The organism is Alkalilacustris brevis (assembly GCF_003350345.1).
In the GTDB taxonomy this organism is placed as follows: Bacteria; Pseudomonadota; Alphaproteobacteria; order Rhodobacterales; family Rhodobacteraceae; genus Alkalilacustris; species Alkalilacustris brevis.
The window spans coordinates 13691-31296 of sequence record NZ_QNVJ01000009.1 but is presented as its reverse complement, the minus strand read 5'-3'; the positions used below and the strand labels follow the sequence as shown (position 1 = coordinate 31296).

Annotated in this window: 20 protein-coding genes; 15 read left to right on the top strand and 5 right to left on the bottom strand. The window is 66.7% G+C overall.

Annotation, left to right across the window (positions count from 1 at the left end; all coding sequences use genetic code 11):
* Window positions 1-4: 4 nt before the first annotated feature.
* Complete coding sequence (gene hisH, locus DQ229_RS01030; RefSeq protein WP_114964416.1) at window positions 5-643, top strand: imidazole glycerol phosphate synthase subunit HisH; 639 nt, start codon at window positions 5-7, stop codon at window positions 641-643.
* Window positions 644-760: 117 nt separating this feature from the next.
* Here the strand turns inward: hisH and DQ229_RS01025 are convergent, their stop codons facing one another.
* The gene (locus tag DQ229_RS01025; RefSeq protein ID WP_114964415.1) at window positions 761-1696 is read right to left on the bottom strand and encodes a LysR substrate-binding domain-containing protein; all 936 of its coding nucleotides are present in this window, start codon (window positions 1694-1696) and stop codon (window positions 761-763) included.
* Window positions 1697-2048: 352 nt separating this feature from the next.
* Here DQ229_RS01025 and DQ229_RS01020 point away from each other — a divergent pair, with 352 nt between their 5' ends.
* The 8 genes from DQ229_RS01020 (at window position 2049) to DQ229_RS00985 (ending at window position 9187) form a co-directional block, all read left to right on the top strand.
* Window positions 2049-4322: a putative monovalent cation/H+ antiporter subunit A gene (locus DQ229_RS01020; RefSeq protein WP_114964414.1), complete on the top strand. Its 2274-nt coding sequence runs from the start codon at window positions 2049-2051 to the stop codon at window positions 4320-4322.
* Complete coding sequence (locus tag DQ229_RS01015) at window positions 4319-4741, top strand: MnhB domain-containing protein (RefSeq protein WP_114964413.1); 423 nt, start codon at window positions 4319-4321, stop codon at window positions 4739-4741. The genes DQ229_RS01020 and DQ229_RS01015 overlap by 4 nt, the downstream gene beginning before the upstream one ends.
* Before the next feature lies 1 nt (window position 4742).
* A complete protein-coding gene (locus DQ229_RS01010; RefSeq protein ID WP_114964412.1) occupies window positions 4743-5105 on the top strand; it encodes a Na+/H+ antiporter subunit C in 363 nt (120 codons plus the stop codon).
* Window positions 5102-6601: a Na+/H+ antiporter subunit D gene (locus DQ229_RS01005; RefSeq protein ID WP_114964411.1), complete on the top strand. Its 1500-nt coding sequence runs from the start codon at window positions 5102-5104 to the stop codon at window positions 6599-6601. Before DQ229_RS01010 ends, DQ229_RS01005 begins: the two co-directional genes overlap by 4 nt.
* The gene (locus DQ229_RS01000; protein WP_114964410.1) at window positions 6598-7077 is read left to right on the top strand and encodes a Na+/H+ antiporter subunit E; all 480 of its coding nucleotides are present in this window, start codon (window positions 6598-6600) and stop codon (window positions 7075-7077) included. The genes DQ229_RS01005 and DQ229_RS01000 overlap by 4 nt, the downstream gene beginning before the upstream one ends.
* The gene (locus DQ229_RS00995) at window positions 7074-7391 is read left to right on the top strand and encodes an MrpF/PhaF family protein (protein WP_114964409.1); all 318 of its coding nucleotides are present in this window, start codon (window positions 7074-7076) and stop codon (window positions 7389-7391) included. Before DQ229_RS01000 ends, DQ229_RS00995 begins: the two co-directional genes overlap by 4 nt.
* Entirely contained in the window at window positions 7388-7711 is a 324-nt protein-coding gene (gene mnhG, locus DQ229_RS00990) for a monovalent cation/H(+) antiporter subunit G (RefSeq protein ID WP_114964408.1), read from the top strand. The genes DQ229_RS00995 and mnhG overlap by 4 nt, the downstream gene beginning before the upstream one ends.
* Window positions 7712-7858: 147 nt before the next feature.
* Window positions 7859-9187 carry an ATP-binding protein gene (locus DQ229_RS00985; protein WP_114964407.1) on the top strand — a complete coding sequence of 443 codons (1329 nt, stop codon included), beginning with the start codon at window positions 7859-7861 and terminating at the stop codon, window positions 9185-9187.
* A gap of 88 nt (window positions 9188-9275) precedes the next feature.
* Here the strand turns inward: DQ229_RS00985 and DQ229_RS00980 are convergent, their stop codons facing one another.
* The 3 genes from DQ229_RS00980 to DQ229_RS00970 all read right to left on the bottom strand — a co-directional run bounded on the left by DQ229_RS00980 (window position 9276) and on the right by DQ229_RS00970 (window position 12855).
* A complete protein-coding gene (locus tag DQ229_RS00980; RefSeq protein WP_114964406.1) occupies window positions 9276-9857 on the bottom strand; it encodes an outer membrane protein in 582 nt (193 codons plus the stop codon).
* Window positions 9858-10155: 298 nt separating this feature from the next.
* Window positions 10156-12018, bottom strand: a complete 1863-nt coding sequence (locus DQ229_RS00975) for an ABC-F family ATP-binding cassette domain-containing protein (RefSeq protein WP_114964405.1) — start codon at window positions 12016-12018, stop codon at window positions 10156-10158.
* Between the two features lie 42 nt (window positions 12019-12060).
* Window positions 12061-12855, bottom strand: coding sequence for a GNAT family N-acetyltransferase (locus DQ229_RS00970; RefSeq protein WP_114964404.1), 795 nt, complete (start codon window positions 12853-12855; stop codon window positions 12061-12063).
* A gap of 129 nt (window positions 12856-12984) precedes the next feature.
* Here DQ229_RS00970 and msrB point away from each other — a divergent pair, with 129 nt between their 5' ends.
* Complete coding sequence (gene msrB, locus DQ229_RS00965; RefSeq protein ID WP_114964403.1) at window positions 12985-13404, top strand: peptide-methionine (R)-S-oxide reductase MsrB; 420 nt, start codon at window positions 12985-12987, stop codon at window positions 13402-13404.
* Window positions 13405-13449: 45 nt separating this feature from the next.
* Here msrB and DQ229_RS00960 read toward each other — a convergent pair whose 3' ends face one another.
* Window positions 13450-13938 carry an outer membrane protein assembly factor BamE gene (locus tag DQ229_RS00960; protein WP_114964479.1) on the bottom strand — a complete coding sequence of 163 codons (489 nt, stop codon included), beginning with the start codon at window positions 13936-13938 and terminating at the stop codon, window positions 13450-13452.
* A gap of 109 nt (window positions 13939-14047) precedes the next feature.
* Here DQ229_RS00960 and DQ229_RS00955 point away from each other — a divergent pair, with 109 nt between their 5' ends.
* The 5 genes from DQ229_RS00955 (at window position 14048) to ihfA (ending at window position 17604) form a co-directional block, all read left to right on the top strand.
* Window positions 14048-14635 carry a YceD family protein gene (locus DQ229_RS00955; RefSeq protein ID WP_114964402.1) on the top strand — a complete coding sequence of 196 codons (588 nt, stop codon included), beginning with the start codon at window positions 14048-14050 and terminating at the stop codon, window positions 14633-14635.
* A 212-nt stretch (window positions 14636-14847) separates the two neighbouring features.
* On the top strand, window positions 14848-15054 hold the full coding sequence (gene rpmF / locus DQ229_RS00950; protein ID WP_114964401.1) for a 50S ribosomal protein L32: 207 nt from the start codon (window positions 14848-14850) through the stop codon (window positions 15052-15054).
* A 31-nt stretch (window positions 15055-15085) separates the two neighbouring features.
* Window positions 15086-16198, top strand: a complete 1113-nt coding sequence (gene plsX / locus DQ229_RS00945) for a phosphate acyltransferase PlsX (protein WP_114964478.1) — start codon at window positions 15086-15088, stop codon at window positions 16196-16198.
* Window positions 16195-17169, top strand: a complete 975-nt coding sequence (locus DQ229_RS00940) for a beta-ketoacyl-ACP synthase III (protein WP_114964400.1) — start codon at window positions 16195-16197, stop codon at window positions 17167-17169. The genes plsX and DQ229_RS00940 overlap by 4 nt, the downstream gene beginning before the upstream one ends.
* Window positions 17170-17286: 117 nt before the next feature.
* Window positions 17287-17604: an integration host factor subunit alpha gene (ihfA, locus tag DQ229_RS00935; RefSeq protein WP_162300711.1), complete on the top strand. Its 318-nt coding sequence runs from the start codon at window positions 17287-17289 to the stop codon at window positions 17602-17604.
* Window positions 17605-17606 lie beyond the last annotated feature (2 nt).

Here is a 17606-nt window from a genome sequence, read left to right as displayed (position 1 = left end):
GGCCATGCTGACGGTTCTGGTCGATTACGAGAGCGGCAACCTGCACTCGGCCGAGAAGGCATTTCAGCGCATGGCGGCCGAGGTGGGCGGCGGCGAGGTGCTGGTCTCGGCCCGGGCCGAGGATGTGGCCCGCGCCGATCGCATCGTGCTGCCCGGCGACGGGGCCTTTCCGGCGTGTCGCCGCGCGCTCGACGCGGTGCCAGGGCTGACACAGGCGCTGCGCGAGGCGGTCGAGCACCGCGCGGTGCCGTTTCTGGGCATCTGCGTGGGTATGCAGATGATGGCCACATGGGGGCGCGAATACGAGGATGTCGCCGGGCTGAACTGGATCGGCGGCGAGGTGGTCGCCATCGCGCCGGACGACCCGGCCCTTAAAGTGCCGCATATGGGCTGGAACGATCTGGTGATCGACCATGCCCACCCGGTGCTGGACGGGATCAGCACCGGCGATCACGCCTATTTCGTGCATTCCTATCACTTCCGGGTGGACCGCGGCTCCGAACGGCTCGCGCATGTGGAGTATGGCGCGCCGCTTACCGCCATCGTCGGGCGCGACACCATGATCGGCACCCAGTTCCACCCCGAGAAAAGCCAGGCCACCGGGCTGCGGCTGATCGCCAATTTCCTGCGCTGGACCCCCTGAAGGCGCGCGCGCCTCGAAAGCGCGGCCCCTTCTTCTTGGCAAAAATATCCTCGCCGAAGGCATTGGCGCGGAGGCAAGGGCCGCAGGCCCGCCGCGCCAAAACACAAGACAGCGGTGTCACGCCGCCGCTTCGTCTTCCGGCACCGAAATTTCGGGCGCGCGGGTACGCAGGATATCACGGATGATTCCGGCAAGGTCGCTGAACTCGCCGGCGCGCGCGCTGCCCTTGCGCCAGACCATGCCGATCTGCCGCGCCGGGGCGGGCGCGCGCAGGGGGCGGGCCACCACCAGCCGCTCGCGCGCAACCTCGGAGCGCACGTAAAGCGCGGGCAGCAGCGAAAGCCCCATGCCCATGGCCACCATCTGGCGCAGCGTGTCGAGGCTGGTGCCCTCGTAATCGGGCGAGATGCGCGCCCCCACATCGCGGCAGAAATCGCCGATCTGGTCATGCATCCGGTGGCCGGGCTCAAGGGTCAGGATCGTCTGGTCCTTCAGCGCGCTGGCATCCACCACCTCGTGACGGGCCAACGGGTGCTCCTCGGGCGCGACAAGCATGAGCGGCTCGTGAAACAGCGGCGTCGCCACCAGATCGGCACGGTTGACCGGCAAGGCGCAAAACAGCAACTCCAGCCCGCCCTGTTCCAGTCGGCCCAGCAGCGCCTCGGGCAGCCCCTCGCGCACATAAAAACCCAGCTCGGGGTGGCTGCGATGCAGGTCGGGCACGATCAGCGGCAGCAGATACGACCCCAGCGTCTGCACCACGCCCACCTTCATAGTGCCGTGCAGCGGCTGGCGCGCGAACCGTGCGACGGCGCGGATTTCTTCGACATCGCGCAGCACCGCGCGGGCGCGACGAGCGATTTCCTCGCCCACGGGCGTCAGGATCACCCGGCTGCGCGAGCGCTCGACCAACTGCACGCCAAGGCGCAACTCAAGCTCGCGCAGCTGGGTCGAAAGCGTCGGCTGGGTCACATGGGCCAGTTCCGCCGCCCGGCGGAAATGCAGCGTCTCGGCCAGTGCGGCAAGATAGCGCATCTGCTGCAAGGTGGGCATGGCGGGCCTCCTGATAGATTCTATCTATTGAAACACCATGCAATTTCGATTTCAACAATCAGCCTGACACCCATAGGAAAGCGCAACCGGATTTTCGGCCACTTGCCGCGCGATGCCCGGGATTCGTGCAAACCGCCCCGCCGCAGCCTGCATGGCACAAGGCTTGGAGCAGGAATCCTTGCGCAGGACGGCGCGAGATGCAAAAGGGTCGGGCGCCAGCCGGGCGCAACCCCGCCGGAAGGCGGCTGCGGACATCGCCGTGCCCGGTCGCGTCCGGGTTGGCCGGCAGGCGAGAGGAAAAAAGACTTGGCCCCAAGGCCAGCGCGACTGGCCGCAAGGGAGGGTGAGGAATATGGCAGGAGATAGCGACCCGAACGCCCCCTGGGTCACGACGGCAGGCATGTTGCCGGTGCTCGTCACCGGGGCGCTGTTCGTGTTCTTTCTGGGCTACATCCCCCAGATCGCGGCCTATGCGCCGGTGCGCTGGGCATGGGACTGGATCCCCAGCCTGGATATCGCGCTGACCTTCTGGCTGGACGGCCTCAGCCTGATGTTCGCGCTGCTGATCACCGGGATCGGCACGCTGGTGATGCTCTATGCGGCCAAATACCTGGCCGGGCAGCCGCAATTCCCGCGCTTCGCCCTCTACCTCTTCTCCTTCATGCTTTCGATGCTGGGGCTGGTGCTGGCCGACAACCTGATCACGCTGTTCGTGTTCTGGGAGTTGACGACCTTCACCTCCTACCTGCTGATCGGCTATCTGCATGTCGATCCGAAATCGCGCCGCAACGCGCTGCAGGCGCTGCTGCTGACGGCGGCCGGGGGCCTGGCGATGCTGGCGGGTTTCATCCTGATCGGGGTGACGCAGGGCACGTTCGAGCTGTCGGAACTCAATGCCGCCGGGTCGATGGCCGAACATGCGATGTATCTGCCGATCCTGATCCTGGTGCTGATCGGGGCCTTCACCAAATCGGCGCAGGTGCCGTTCCATTTCTGGCTGCCCAATGCGATGGCCGCGCCGACGCCGGTTTCGGCCTATCTGCACTCGGCCACCATGGTGAAGGGCGGTGTTTATCTGATGGCGCGTATGCACCCGTCGCTGTCGGGCTCGGATGCCTGGGTCTGGTCGCTGACGATCTTCGGCGGGGTGACGGCGGTGTTCGCCAGCTTCATGGCGCTGCGCCAGACCGACCTGAAGCAGACGCTGGCCTATACCACGCTGATGGCGCTGGGCACGCTGACCATGTTCCTGGCCGGCTCGACCGGCTATGCGATCACCGCGGCAATGACATTCCTGTTCGTGCATTCGCTTTACAAGGCCGCGCTCTTCCTGACCATCGGGGTGGTCGATCACGGCACCGGCACGCGCGATGCCGATCTGCTGGGCGGGCTGGCCCGCGCCATGCCGATCACCGCAACCGTGGCGGCGCTGGCTGCCCTGTCGATGGCGGGGCTTCCGCCCTTCATCGGTTTCATCGCCAAGGAGCTGGCCTATGCCGGCGGGCTGGAGATGACGCTTTCGGCCTTCGTGATCCCGATGGCGATCATTGCCAATGCGCTGATGTTTGCGGTGGCCGGCATCGTCGCGTGGAAGCCCTTTTACGGCCCCCAGGGCAAACTGCCGCACAAGCCGCATGAAGGCCCCTGGCCGATGCTGGCGGGGCCGGTGATCCTGGGCGTGCTCGGGCTGCTATTCGGCCTGATGCCCTGGCTGGTGGCCGAAGCGCTGATCGAACCCGCCGTGGCGGCCGTGATGGGCGCGCCCGATACCGGCGGACGGCTGGTGCTGTGGCACGGGGTGAACCTGCCGCTGATGCTGAGCCTCGCAACCTTCGCGCTGGGCGCGCTGATGTACTGGAAGCACCAGCAGCTGCGCGCGGCGCTGGCGCGGATCGAGGCGAAAGGCCCCGATTTTGATGCCGGCTGGGACAGGCTGCTCGATCATTTCATGGCCATGGCCAAGGGGCAGACCCGGGTGATCCAGACCGGGGTGTTGCGGCACTATCTGTTCGCCACCTTCACGGTGCTGGTCGTTGCTGTGGCGGCCACGATGGTGCTGCGCTCGCCCGGATCGGTCAGCCTGTCGCTGGGCGGGCTGTCGGTGCGCGAATGGGCGATCGCGGGCCTTGCGCTGGCCGGTACCGGGGTGGTCGTGCTGACCTCGTCGCGCATTGCCGCCATCGTGGGGCTTGGCGTCGTGGGTATCGCCGTGGCGCTGATCTTTATCGTCTATTCGGCGCCTGACGTGGCAATCACCCAGCTTCTGGTGGAGCTGCTGGTCGTGGTGCTGTTCGCGGTGGCGGCACTGAAGATGCCGCACCTGGACCCCACCGGAAAGCAGCGCCACCGGCCCTGGGATGCCGTGCTGGCAGCGTCAGTCGGGGCAATGACAACGCTGGTGCTGCTCTATGTGGTCGATACGCCATTTGATCGGCGCCTGACCGATTTCTTCGAGGCCGCCAGCTTCCCCGAAGCCTTCGGGCGCAACATCGTCAATGTCATCCTGGTTGACTTCCGCACGCTCGACACCTTCGGCGAGATCGCCGTGGTGCTGGTCGCGGCGCTGGGGGCCTATGCGCTGCTCAAGGGTGCGCGGGCAGCCACGAAGAAGGACGAAGGCCAATGAATTCGATCATCTTCACGGCCGCCGCACGGCTTCTGGTGGCGCTCTTGCTGGTCTTTTCGGTGTTCATGCTGCTGCGCGGGCACAACCTGCCTGGGGGCGGCTTCATCGGCGGGCTTCTGGGCGCGGTGGGCTTTATCGTCTACTCGCTGGCTTGCGGCCCAAAGGAGGCCAAGGCGGCGCTGCGCTGCTCGCCCGAGGCGCTGGCGATGGTGGGGCTGGGCATCGCGCTGGCCGCCGGGCTCGTCTCGGTCTTCTTCGGCGATCCGTTCTTCACCGGGCAATGGTACTGGGTGGGCGGAGACAGCTATGAAACCGCGGCTTTCTCGGTCAACTCGGTGCTGGTGTTCGACATCGGAGTCTATCTCGTCGTGCTGGGCGGGATCCTTTCGCTGACCTTTGCTTTCGAGGAGGAGACGTAAGATGGAGGCGCTTACCGCCCTTCTTGTCGGCGTTCTCGTGGCGGCATCCGTCTACCTGATGCTGGCGCGCAATTTCCTGCGCTTCCTGTTCGGGCTGATCCTGCTGTCGAACGCGGCCAACCTGGTGATCTTTGCCAGCGGCCGCATGACGCTGGGCGCGCCGGCGCTGGTGCCCTACGGCATGGACACCCCCGACGGCGTGGTCGGCAATGCGCTGCCGCAGGCGCTGGTGCTGACCGCGATCGTCATCGGCTTTGGCCTGCTGGCCTTCACCCTGGCGCTGGCCTTCGAGGCCTACCGGCGCCTCAGAACGCTCGATACCGATAAAATGAACGATGCCGAACCGCGGGAGGACGCCAAATGAGCTGGCTGCTCGTCCTGCCCATCGCAATTCCCTTCGCCACAGCCGTTTTTGCCTACCTCGCCCGCGCCAGCGCGGCCGGGCGCTGGATCTCGCTTGGCGGCTCCGTCGCATCTCTGCTCGCCTCGTCTGCGCTGATGGTCGGTGTACTGCGCGAAGGCGTGATCGCCGCGCAGATGTCGAGCTGGGACGCCCCTTTCGGCATCACGCTGGTGTCGGACTACCTTTCCGCCGTGATGGTGGTGATCACCGCGATCACCGGGCTTGCCACCGCGATCTATGCCTTCGGCGAAATCAGCGAGCGGCTGGAAAAACTGGGCTATCACGCGCTATTCCAGACCCTGATCGCAGGGGTCACGGGCGCCTTCCTGACAGGCGACCTCTTCAACCTCTATGTCTGGTTCGAGGTGATGCTGATCGCCTCCTTCGGGCTGCTGGTGCTGGGCGGCTCGCGCGCGCAGCTTGACGCGGGCATCCGCTATGTGGCGCTCAACCTGGTCTCGACCATCGTGTTCCTGGCCGGGATCGGGCTGCTTTACGGGGTCACCGGCACACTGAACATGGCCGACCTGAGCGAGGCCGTGGCCCAGGCCGAGAACCAGAACCTGATCACCGTGATCGCGATCCTGTTCATGATCGGCTTTGGCGTGAAGGCGGCGGTGTTCCCGCTCTTCTTCTGGCTGCCGGCCTCGTATCACACGCCCAGCTTTGCGGTGTCGGCGGTGTTTGCCGGGCTGCTGACCAAGGTCGGCGTCTATGCCCTGATGCGCATGTTCACGCTGGTTTTCGTGGGCGATGTCGCGTTTACCCATGAGATCCTGATCTGGGTCTCGGCACTGACCATGGTGACGGGGGTTCTGGGCGCAGCGGCGCAGACCGATTTCCGCAAGATCCTGTCGTTCCACATCATCAGCCAGATCGGCTACATGGTGCTGGGGCTGGCGCTCTATACGCCGCTGGCGCTGATGGGGGGGGTGTTCTATCTGGTGCACCACATCATCGTGAAGGCCAACCTGTTTCTGGTGTCGGGCGTGGCCAAGAAGCTGACCGGCAGCACCGACCTGAACCGCATCGGCGGGCTTTACAAATCCTCGCCCTTCCTGGCCGCGCTGTTCATCATTCCGGCCTTTTCGCTGGCAGGCTTTCCGCCGCTGTCGGGCTTCTGGGCGAAATACCTGATCGTCAAGGCCGCGCTGGAGATCGACGCTTGGTTCATCGCCTTCGTCGCGCTGGTGGTGGGCCTGCTGACCATCTTCTCGATGACCAAGATCTGGGGCATGGCCTTCTGGAAGCCGCACCCCGACGGCATCGACCCGGAGCCCGCCCGCATCTCGCCCGCCGTCTACTGGCCGATGATGATCCCGATCATCGGGCTGGCAATCATGACCGTGGTGATCGGCCTGATGCCCGAACCCTTCGTGCAGTTCGCCGAGATCGCCGCAATGCAATTGCTCGAGCCCGACGCCTATGTGACAACGGTGCTGGGGGTGCGGCCATGAACGCATTCGTCTACAACCTTGTTCTTGCCTTCTGCTGGGCGGCGATCACCGGCAGCTTCACGCTGGGGTCGCTCTTTACCGGGCTGGTGCTGGGCTTTGCCGCGCTGTGGATATCGGCACCGCTGATCGGGGTGGACCGGCTCTATTTCATCCGGGTGTTCCGGGCGACCCGGCTGGCCTTGTATTTCCTGTGGGAACTGTTGCTGTCGTCGATCCGCGTGGCCTGGGACGTTCTGCGTCCCTTCCCGACGCGCAACCCGAAGATCATCGAAGTGCCGCTGGACGTGCAGAGCGATATCGAGATCCTGCTAGTCACCAACCTGATTTCGCTCACGCCCGGCACGCTCAGCATCGATGTCACGCCCGACCGCAAGACGCTCTATGTCCACGCGATGTTCGCCGATGACCCCGAGGCCGAGATCGCAAGCCTCAAGAACGGCATGGAGCGCATGGTGAAGGAGGTGTTCGAGAAATGACCCCTGTCGAATTCCTGGACCTGTCAGTGCGTCTCGGCTTCCTTATGGTCGCCGCCGCGCTTGGCATCGCCTTCATTCGCCTCGCCAAGGGGCCCAGCCTGGCCGATCGCGTGGTCGCACTGGACATGATGAACGTCACCATCATCGCCTTTTGCGGGCTTTACGCGCTGCTTGTGGATGATCCGTCCTTCCTGGACGTGGCGATCGTGCTGGCGTTGGTGGGCTTTCTGGCCACCGTGGCGCTGGCGCGCTATGCCGAACGCCGCTTCCTGCGCGACAAGCAGGGCTATGACAGCGAGGAGTCGGGCAAATGATCGAGATCATCGCAGGACTGCTGGTTCTGGGCGGTGCCGGGTTCACCCTTGTCGCGGCGATCGGCATCTTGCGCCTTCCCGACCTGCTGACACGGATGCACGCCTCGACCAAGGCGGGCACCTTGGGCGCGATGCTGGTGCTGGCGGCGCTGGCGCTGCATTTCGCCGCAACACCGACCACCACCAAGACCATCGCGGCCGTGCTGTTCTTGATGCTGACCGCGCCGATTGCCGCGCACATGATCGGGCGCGCCTACCTCAAGACCGAACGTGAAAAGATCGAGGCGCGCGAACGGCAGCAAGGCGGCGCAGCCAAGTAGGGCGCCGGCGGGGCACTGGGCCCCGCCCGCACACATCCTTGCACAAGAAAAAACAGACTGGATATTTGGGCCAAGAAGAAGGGCTGGCGCAGGGAGCGTTAAAAAAACCCGCTCCCCCTGTGGCGCGCGATGGCATAGGTTGGGCGCATGGTATTCCGGTGGCTCAAGCGATTCATGCCCACGGGGCTTTACGGGCGGGCGGCGCTGATCCTGATCCTGCCGATCGTCACGATGCAGCTTGTGGTCTCGGTCCTGTTCATCCAGCGCCATTACGAGGGCGTCACCGAACGCATGACCAGCAATATCGCGGTCGGGCTGCGCTATCTGCTCGATGCGGTGGACGAGGCCGAGACGGTCGCCGCGGCACAGGCCGAGATCGTGGCACTGCAGGGGCCGCTTGACCTCCAGACCGAATTGCCCGCCGGGGCGCCGCCCCCGCCCCGGGATCTGCGCGAAGCGGTCGACCTGACCGGGCGCGTCATTGCCCTGACGTTGAGGGCGGAATTGCCCGGCGTGCGCGGCATCGACATGATCAGCGGGCGCAACGAGGCGCATGTCTGGGTCGAGACCCGGCATGGCATGATGATCCTCTATCTGGACCGCACCCGCCTGACGGTGCGCAATCCGCACCAACTTCTGGTGATCGTGATCTTCACCGGCACGCTGATGACGCTGATCGCCTTTCTCTTCCTGCGCAACCAGTTGCGCCCGATCAAGCGGCTTGCCGATGCGGCCGAGGCCTTCGGCAAGGGCCGTTCGGTGGATTACCGACCGCAGGGCGCGCGCGAGGTACGCGCCGCGGGCCAGGCCTTTCTGGAAATGCGCGGGCGGCTTGAGCGGCAGATCGAGCAGCGCACGCTGATGCTGTCGGCGGTCAGCCACGATCTGCGCACGCCGCTGACCCGGCTCAGGCTGGGGCTGGCCCTGCAACCGGGCGATCCGGAGGCCAAAGCGATGCTGGCCGATATCGACGAGATGGAGCGCCTTGTCGACATGTTCCTGGCCTATGCGCGCGGCGATGCGGTGGCCGATCCGGTACTGGCGGACCCGGTCGCGCTGGTGCGCGGCGCGGTTGAGACCGCGCACCGCGCCGGGCAGGAGGTGCGGCTGGTGGATGTGCGCGGCGAAGGGGCCGAGATGCCGATGCGCCCGCAGTTGCTGGCGCGCGCGCTCGACAATCTGATCGGCAACGCCACCCGCTACGGCAGCCGCGCCGAGATCGGCGTGGCGCTGTTGCCCGATGCGCTGCACATCACGGTCGAGGATGACGGCCCCGGCATCCCCGAAGGGCAGCGGGGCGACGCGCTGAAGCCCTTCATCCGGCTCGATAGCGCGCGCAACCAGAACAGCGGCGCCGGGGTGGGGCTGGGGCTGGCGATTGTGGCCGATGCGGTGCGCGGGCATGGGGGGCGGCTGACCCTTGGCGAAAGCACGCGGCTGGGCGGGCTGAAGGCCGAGATCATCCTGCCGCGCTGAGGCCGCCATGCCCAGGATCGGGGCGGCAGGCATGAAAAGGGCGGACCCGCAGGCCCGCCCTTCATAGTCTGGTATTCCGCTGCCTGGATCAGAAGCGGAACGAGGTGCGCACCTGCGCCGTGGTGGTGCTCAGGTTTTCGGTGCCGCCGTTGAAATCGCGCAGGCGATGGTGCAGGATCTCGCCGCCGACGCGCCAGTTGTTATCCAGCGCGACCTCGGCACCAATGCCGCCCAGCCAGCCGTTATCGCTGCCCAGAGCGGCCGTGCTGTCGGTGCTGGCATAGGCGTAGCCGGCAACACCGTAGACGAACACGTTGTCAAAGGTGGCACCGCCACGCAGCTTCAGCCGGTGCAGCTCATCAAGGCGCCCGCCCTGGTCAAGCGAAAGGCGCGCGGCGTTCAGGTCAAGCTCGGCACCCGCGGCGAACCCGCCGAAATCATGCAGGTAGCCAAGGTGCACACCGCCGATCGCGCCGCTGCCATTGGGGCTTTTGACATTCCCATAGCCAAGCTGCGCACCGCCGTAGAAGCCGGTCCAGTCGCGCGCGCGGGCGACAGGCGCGGGGGCGGCCGGCTGGATCACCGGCTCAGACAGCGGGGCCGTGGGGCTGCCGGCGAAAGCCGGAGCTGCGATTGCACTTGCCAGAAGTGCTACATAGAGTTTCTTCATCACTATCCTCCTTTGAATCGTTACGCCGCTGCGCCTTTGTCGCACGCCGCGACGCCGCTAGCAGATACTCAACTTTGGAGACGCCGTCGGTGTTCCGAAGACGCGCCATATGACCTGAAGTAAGTAACGCGGCCGCAAATACGACCCCCCCCTCACGCCAGAGTGACCGAAAGCGCCAGGAAATCGGCGTCTGGCCGCCGAAGGCGGCGCCCCGCTGGCGAAAATCGGCATGATGGGCGACGGGGCGTTGCAGAAAGGTCACGAATTGCCCGGCCTGCGGGCAGCGGCGCAAAGCCTTTCAGCCGGCGTCCTCGTCACGCGCGGCCAGGGCGAGCCAGTCCTCCTCGGCCTGTTGCAGGGCCTTTTGGCGGATGGCGAGCGCCTCGGTCGCCTTGGCGAATTTCTCGGGCGCGCGCGTGAAAAGCTCGGGGTCGGCGAGCAACTGTTCAAGCTTCGCGATCTCGGCTTCAAACCGCGCGATATCCTCGGGCAGCTTTTCCAGCCGGTGCCGCTCAGTGAAGCTGAGCGGGCTGGCGCGCGCGGGCTTGCGCGGCGCGGCGGTGGTGCCGCCCCGTGGCCCGTCCTGCACGCCGGCGGGCGGCGCGGCCTTGCGCGGCGCAGCCTGCGGCTGCGTCACCGCAAACGGGTCATCGCCGCCGCGCTGGGCCAGCACGTCGCTCCAGCCCCCGGCATAGACAGTGGCGCGGCCTTCGCCCTCCAGCAGGATCGTAGTCTGGGCGATCCGGTCGATGAAATCGCGGTCATGGCTGACCAGCAGCACCGTGCCGTCATACTCGCCCAGCAGGTCCTGCAGAAGGTCGAGCGTTTCGACATCGAGGTCGTTTGTAGGCTCGTCGAGCACCAGCAGGTTCGATTCCCGCGCCATGATCCGCGCCAGCAGAAGCCGCGCCCGCTCGCCCCCCGACAGCGATCGCACCGGGGCGCGCGCCTGGCCCTCGTCGAACAGGAATTCCTTGAGATAGCCGACCACATGCTTGGGCCGACCACGCACCATAACCTGATCGGCCTGGCCGGAGACCCGCATCAAGGGGTCGCCGGTGAGGTTCTCCCAAAGCGAGGCGTCGGGGTCCAGCCGGGCGCGGGTCTGGTCGAACACCGCGATGTCCAGCTTGGTGCCCAGGCGCAGGCTGCCGCTGTCGGGCGCCTCTTCGCCGGTGAGCAGGCGCAAGAGCGTCGTCTTGCCCGCGCCATTCGGCCCCACCAGCGCCAGCCGGTCGCCGCGCAGCACCCTGAGCGAGAAGTCATGCACGATCACCTTGTCGCCGTAGCTTTTCGAGATGTTGCGCGCATCGATCACCAGCTTGCCCGACTGCGCGCCAGACTCGAGCGCCATCGCCGCCGTGCCCTGCCGCCGGATCTGCCCGGCACGTTCGGCGCGCAGTCCGGCCAGCGCGCGCAGCCGCCCCTGATTGCGCTTGCGCCGCGCGCTGATGCCTTCGACGGCCCAGCGGGCCTCGGCCTTGATCTTGCGGTCGAGCTTGTGACGGGCTTCGTCTTCTTCGGCCCAGATCTTGTCGCGCCATTCCTCGAAGCCCTTGAAACCCTCTTCGCGGCGCCGCACCTGGCCGCGATCGACCCAGAGCGTGGCACGGGTGAGGGTGTTAAGCAGCGCGCGGTCGTGGCTGATCAGCACGAAGGCCGCGCGGGTCTCGGCCAGCCGCGCCTCGAGCCAGCGGATCGCCTGGATGTCGAGATGGTTCGTCGGCTCGTCGAGCAGCATGAGTTCCGGCGCCTCGGCCAGAAGCCGCGCCAGCGCCGCGCGCCGCCGCTCGCCCCCCGAGGCGGTGGCCGGGTCAAGCGCGGCATCGAAGCCCAGCCCCTCGGCCGCCATTTCGGTGCGCCAGGCCTCGGACGGGTCAAGCCCGGCGGCGGCGTAATCGCCCAGCGTCGCAAAGCCGGTAAGATCCGGCTCCTGCTCCATGTAGCCCACGGTGGTGCCGGGCGCGAGGCTGCGCGCGCCGGCATCGGGCTCCACCAGCCCGGCCATCACCTTCATCAGCGTGGACTTGCCCGAACCGTTGCGCCCCACCAGCGCGACCCGGTCGCCCTGCTGCACCACGAGGTCAAGGCCCGAGAAAAGCGGTTCCCCGCCGAAGCCGAGGCCGATGCCGGAAAGCTGAAGAAGAGGTGCGCGCGCCATGGCGGCGGGCTATCCCCGGCGCGCCCGGAGGTCAAGCGCCGGTTACGGCGAGACGGGCACCACTGCGCGCCCGCTCCGGGCCACGGCGCGCATCAGCCGGGCACGCGCGGGCGGAATGGCGCGGATTTCAAGCCCGGTGAAGACATGCAGCGTATCAAGCTGCCGGTCGATCACCGCATGGTCCGAAACCCAGCCGCCCAGCGTTAGATAACTGCGCAGCAAGGGCGGCAGCTCGCGCAGGGCGCGGCGGGTGTCGGGCGGATCATCGGCGCCGGGCAGCGCATCGAACCGCACCCGCTCGGGTGCCCGCCCAGCCGGGCGCCAGCGCGGCGGCGCCAGGTGCCGGGCGCGCAGCAGCCCGAAGGCCGCCGCATAGCGCGCCGGGTCGGTGCCCTCGAACGAGGAACAGCCGATCAGAAGCTCTATGCCCTGCGCATCGACCAGACGGGTCAGAAAGGCCCAGGCCATGCGCAGGATGTCGGGGTCGGTTCGGGCCGGGTCGATACAGAAGCGGCCGATCTCGAGAATGCGGCCCGGATAGGCGCCAAGCCGCGACAGATCGTAGAATTGTGCCGAATAGCTGGATCCGATTGCCGTGCCCCGCGGCAGGTCCAGCACGCGAAAGCAGCAGACCAGCGCGCCGGTTGCGGCCTCTTCGACCAGCACATGACGGCAGCGCGAATCGAGCGCGTCGCCATCGCGCCCGGCGGCGGCGCCCTCCGCGCCCCCTGAGCGCGCCGCGATGAACGCCGCGTGACGCAATCTGCGCGCCGTGTCGATGTCTTGCGCGCTGGTGCCGAAACGGGCACGGTAACGCCCCATGCTCAGGCTGGGCATCTGCAACCTCCCTTAGGGGCTTGGCGGTGGGTCGCAACGGCATAAGTATGCTTGGCAAGCCCCCGGCACGCAAGACGGGCACGCAAGACTGCACCCAAGAGATGACACAAGTATGACGGAGTCAGCCCGATGAACACCCGCCCCACCCCCTCGGACCCCGCCGCGCGCAGCGATGAGGAGTGGCAGCAGATCCTGCCCGCAGAGACCTATCGCGTGACCCGCTGCCACGCCACCGAACGCGCCTTCAGCCACCCCGGATTTCCTGCCGGGCCGGGCGTGTTTCGCTGCATATGCTGCGGCGCCGCGCTGTTCGACAAGGCCACGAAATACGACTCGGGCAGCGGCTGGCCCTCGTTCCATGCGCCGATCGACGCGCGGGCCGTGGGAGAGCAGACGGATGACAGCCTGTTCCAGCGCCGCACCGAAGTGCATTGCGCGCGTTGCAAGGCGCATCTCGGCCATGTCTTTCCCGACGGGCCGAAACCCACCGGGCTGCGCTACTGCATCAACGGCGTGGCACTGGAATTCGAGCCAGCGGCGGAGCGCTGAAAGCACCGCGCGCGCGGCCACGGTCGCGCGCAAGGCGCGCCCGGATCAGAAGAACTGACCGGCGGTGAAGTTGCCGATGTTGCGGAAGATCTGCGCGATCAGCGTGGTGCCGGTGATCTGGCTGTCGGTGACGCGGCGCGACAGGGCGACCACCTCGCCGTTCTCCAGGCCGAAACGCTCGATATTGCTGACGCGCCCGCCCTGGTCGAAGCTGATGGCAACCACTTCGCGGTCAGTCTCGACCGGGGCGCGATAGGCGAAATGTTCGCGCTTAGAGGCCACGTAATACCAGCCGCTGTCGCGCATCAGCCCGGTCGAACCGGGGCGGCCCACGAGGTCGGCGACATCGTCGCGGCTGTGGCGGCCAACGTCGACTTCGGCAAGGGCCCGATCATCGGGGGCGTAGCCGTGGTGACGCACCTGCGTGGCACACCCCGCAAGGGCCACCATCAGCAGTGCCGCCAGCCCCGCACGCAGCCCGAGAACGAGCCGCCCAGCCCGATCGCTGCCATGACTGGCCACGCGTTTTGCCATGCCGCCCCCCATACCGACCCCTTGTCTTGCCGCATCAAGCCACGTATCCGGCTTACAGAAGGAATGGCGACTGTTCAAGAAAGGAACGTCCGCACAGGAGGCTCCGCCAATGACCGAGGACAAGAGCGCCCACAGCCCCGCGCTGGTGCCGGGCGCGAAACCACTGCGCGTGGTGCGCCTGCCGCGCAACGCCCCTACCCCGTTCGAGATCGCGCCGGGTGCCGAGGATTGCGCCGTGCTGGCCGGGTTTCTCGGCATCGACAAGCTGCGCAAGCTGCGTTTCGCGGGGCAGATCACCCCCGCCCCCGGCGGAAGCTGGGAATTGCACGCCCATCTCGGGGCGACCGTGGTGCAGCCCTGCAGCGTGACGCTGGCGCAGGTGACGACTCGCATCGAGGAAGAGGTGGTGCGCCGCTATCTGCGCGACATGCCCACCGTCGAAGAGGGTGAGTCGGAAATGCCCGAGGATGCCGATGCCGAACCCCTTGCCGAGGTGATCGACCCCGGCGCGGTGATGATCGAGGCGCTGGCGCTGGCACTGCCCCCCTTTCCGCGCGCCGAGGGTGCCGAACTGGGCGAGGCGGTCTTCACCAAGCCGGGCAAGCCCCCCCTGCGCGACGAGGATACCCGCCCCCTGGCGGGCCTTGCGCAACTGCGTGACAAGCTGAGCGGCGACAAGGACGGACAGGGCGAGTGACCGGCTGCGCCCGCCGCGGCGCCCTGCCCCATTGGAAAAGGCCACCGAATACCCCTTGCATACGCGCAGTTTCGCAGTATTTTCGCGCTCTCGTTCGATGCCAAGGGTTGGATGCCGCGCCGGTTGCGTGTAAAGGCCTGCCCGATCGAAGTAGAATCTCCGCGCCGCGGCCCCGCCGCGCGCCCCTGCAAGGCAACCCCGAGGACACGAACATGGCTGTTCAGCAGAACAAGGTAACCCGCTCCCGCCGCAACATGCGCCGCGCGCATGACTCGCTGGTGGCCACCAACCCCAACGAATGCGGCAACTGCGGCGAGTTGAAGCGCCCGCATCACGTCTGCCCCTCCTGTGGCTGGTATGACAACCGCGAGGTCGTGGCGCAGGCCGACGAGGTCGATCTGGAAGACGACGCGGCCTGATCACTCTCAGCAGCAGGCAGCCCGGTTCATGATGACGTCCCCCGACAACACACACCAGAACGACGGGCGCATCGTGATTTCGGTCGATGCCATGGGAAGCGACCAGGGCCCGGAGACGATTGTCGCCGGGCTTGTCATTTCTGCGCAGAAGAACCCCGAGATCGCCTTCATCCTGCATGGCGACGAGGCGGTGTTGCGCCCGCTGGTCGAACGCCGCGCCGAGCTGAAGGGCCGCTGCGAGATCCGTCATGCCGCCGAGATCGTGGCGATGGATGACAAGCCCGCCCAGGTGATGCGCAACGGTCAGGCGACCTCGATGTGGTCAGCGCTCGAATCGGTGCGCGACGGCGAGGCGACGGTTGCTGTCTCATGCGGCAATACCGGGGCGCTGATGGCGGTCTCGATGATCCGGCTGCGCAAGCTGCCGGGGATCAACCGCCCCGCCATCGCCTGCCTATGGCCCTCGCGCAACACCCAGGGCTTCAACGTGATGCTCGATGTGGGCGCCGATGTGCGTGCCGATGCCGAAGACCTGCTGCAATACGCGCTGATGGGCGCCGCCTATGCCCGCAACGGCCTGGAACTGGCCAGCCCGCGCGTGGGCCTGCTCAATGTCGGCACCGAAGAACACAAGGGCCGGGCCGAGTTGAAGGCCGCGCACGAACTGATCGCCCAGGCCGCCGAGGCGGGCGGCTTCACCTTCGTCGGCTTCGTCGAGGGCGGCGACATCCCCTCCGACCGGGTCGATGTGGTCGTTACCGACGGTTTCACCGGCAATGTCGCGCTCAAGACAGGCGAAGGCACAGCAATGCTGATCCGCGCCTTCCTCTCTGACGCCTTCCGCAAGACACCGCTAAGCCGAATCGCGGCACTGCTGGCGCTCAGCTCGCTCAAGCGGCTGCAAAAGCGGATCGACCCGCGCCGCGTCAATGGCGGGGTGTTTCTGGGGCTGAACGGCACGGTGGTCAAATCGCATGGCGCGGCCGATGCCACGGGCGTTTCGGCGGCACTGAAACTGGCCTTCCAGCTTGCACGCTCGGGCTTTCAGGAACGGCTGGCGGCACGGGTTGCATCCGCCGCGGCACCCGGTCAGGATGCCGGGCAATCCGGCGAACCCGACCAGGGAGATGGTAACAAGGCATGATTACACGCGCCGTAGTCAGGGGCGTCGGGCACTATCTGCCCGAACGGGTGGTTCCCAACAGCGAATTCGAGAAGACGCTCGAAACCTCGGACGAGTGGATCCGCAGCCGCACCGGGATCGAGCGGCGGCATTTCGCGGCGGAGGGCGAGTATACATCCGACCTCGCCCTGAAGGCCGCGCAGCGTGCCCTGGCCGATGCCGGGCTTGAAGCCGACGATCTGGACACGCTGATCCTCGCCACCTCGACCCCCGATTACACCTTCCCCTCGGTCGCCACGCAGGTTCAGGCCGCGCTGGGTATGACACGCGGTTTCGCCTTCGATGTGCAGGCGGTTTGCGCGGGCTTCATCTATGCGCTGTCCAATGCCGATGCGCTGATCCGCTCGGGGCAGTCGCGCCGGGTGCTGGTGATCGGCGCCGAAACCTTCAGCCGGATCATGGACTGGTCGGACCGCTCCACCTGCGTGCTGTTCGGCGACGGGGCCGGGGCGGTGGTGCTGGAAGCCGCCGAAGGCGCGGGCAACATCAATGATCGCGGCATACTTTCGACCGACCTCCATTCCGACGGTCGCCACCGCGAAGCGCTCTATGTCGATGGCGGGGTGTCACGCACCGGCACCGCCGGACATCTGCGGATGCAGGGCAAGGAGGTCTTCCGCCACGCGGTCGAGAAGCTGGCCGCCACCGCCGAGCGCGCCCTCGCCAAGGCCGGGCTGGAAAGCGCCGATCTCGACTGGGTCGTGCCGCATCAGGCCAATCTGCGCATCATCCGCGCCACCGCCACCAAGCTGGGCCTGCCGATGGAGCGCGTGGTGGTCACCGTGCAGGACCACGGCAACACCTCCGCCGCGTCGATCCCGCTGGCGATGTCGGTTGGCAAGGCCGAGGGCAAGCTCAAGCAGGGCGATCTGGTTCTGGCCGAGGCAATCGGCGGCGGGCTGGCCTGGGGCGCGGTGGTGCTGCGCTGGTGATAGCCACCCCGCCCGGGCATCGCCACAGGCGAAAACACGCCAGAACCGCACATGAAATCCGCTTTCCAACACCCTGATATTGACTCGGAAAATCAATTCGCCGATGCTTTGGCAAAAATGCAGGGGGACGTGATGGCCGAAAAGACGCTGACGCGCATGGATCTGAGCGAAGCGGTGTTTCGCGAAGTAGGCCTTTCGCGCAATGAATCCGCCCAGCTGGTCGAGAGTGTGCTTCAACACATCTCGGATGCGCTTGTCGCGGGCGAGACGGTGAAGATCTCGTCTTTCGGCACGTTCAGCGTGCGCGACAAGGGCCCCCGCGTGGGCCGCAATCCGAAGACCGGCGAAGAGGTGCCCATTCACCCCCGCCGCGTGCTGAGTTTCCGCCCCTCGCATCTGATGAAGGAGCGTGTGGCGCGCGGCAACAGGAGCTGAGC

Bases quoted from the DNA above. Each gene is read 5' to 3' on its own strand.
- hisH (WP_114964416.1), top strand. From the start codon at position 5: ATGCTGACGGTTCTGGTCGATTACGAGAGCGGCAACCTGCACTCGGCC.
- DQ229_RS01025 (WP_114964415.1), bottom strand. From the start codon at position 1,696: ATGCCCACCTTGCAGCAGATGCGCTATCTTGCCGCACTGGCCGAGACG.
- DQ229_RS01020 (WP_114964414.1), top strand. From the start codon at position 2,049: ATGGCAGGAGATAGCGACCCGAACGCCCCCTGGGTCACGACGGCAGGC.
- DQ229_RS01015 (WP_114964413.1), top strand. From the start codon at position 4,319: ATGAATTCGATCATCTTCACGGCCGCCGCACGGCTTCTGGTGGCGCTC.
- DQ229_RS01010 (WP_114964412.1), top strand. From the start codon at position 4,743: ATGGAGGCGCTTACCGCCCTTCTTGTCGGCGTTCTCGTGGCGGCATCC.
- DQ229_RS01005 (WP_114964411.1), top strand. From the start codon at position 5,102: ATGAGCTGGCTGCTCGTCCTGCCCATCGCAATTCCCTTCGCCACAGCC.
- DQ229_RS01000 (WP_114964410.1), top strand. From the start codon at position 6,598: ATGAACGCATTCGTCTACAACCTTGTTCTTGCCTTCTGCTGGGCGGCG.
- DQ229_RS00995 (WP_114964409.1), top strand. From the start codon at position 7,074: ATGACCCCTGTCGAATTCCTGGACCTGTCAGTGCGTCTCGGCTTCCTT.
- mnhG (WP_114964408.1), top strand. From the start codon at position 7,388: ATGATCGAGATCATCGCAGGACTGCTGGTTCTGGGCGGTGCCGGGTTC.
- DQ229_RS00985 (WP_114964407.1), top strand. From the start codon at position 7,859: ATGGTATTCCGGTGGCTCAAGCGATTCATGCCCACGGGGCTTTACGGG.
- DQ229_RS00980 (WP_114964406.1), bottom strand. From the start codon at position 9,857: ATGAAGAAACTCTATGTAGCACTTCTGGCAAGTGCAATCGCAGCTCCG.
- DQ229_RS00975 (WP_114964405.1), bottom strand. From the start codon at position 12,018: ATGGCGCGCGCACCTCTTCTTCAGCTTTCCGGCATCGGCCTCGGCTTC.
- DQ229_RS00970 (WP_114964404.1), bottom strand. From the start codon at position 12,855: ATGCCCAGCCTGAGCATGGGGCGTTACCGTGCCCGTTTCGGCACCAGC.
- msrB (WP_114964403.1), top strand. From the start codon at position 12,985: ATGAACACCCGCCCCACCCCCTCGGACCCCGCCGCGCGCAGCGATGAG.
- DQ229_RS00960 (WP_114964479.1), bottom strand. From the start codon at position 13,938: ATGGCAAAACGCGTGGCCAGTCATGGCAGCGATCGGGCTGGGCGGCTC.
- DQ229_RS00955 (WP_114964402.1), top strand. From the start codon at position 14,048: ATGACCGAGGACAAGAGCGCCCACAGCCCCGCGCTGGTGCCGGGCGCG.
- rpmF (WP_114964401.1), top strand. From the start codon at position 14,848: ATGGCTGTTCAGCAGAACAAGGTAACCCGCTCCCGCCGCAACATGCGC.
- plsX (WP_114964478.1), top strand. From the start codon at position 15,086: ATGACGTCCCCCGACAACACACACCAGAACGACGGGCGCATCGTGATT.
- DQ229_RS00940 (WP_114964400.1), top strand. From the start codon at position 16,195: ATGATTACACGCGCCGTAGTCAGGGGCGTCGGGCACTATCTGCCCGAA.
- ihfA (WP_162300711.1), top strand. From the start codon at position 17,287: ATGCAGGGGGACGTGATGGCCGAAAAGACGCTGACGCGCATGGATCTG.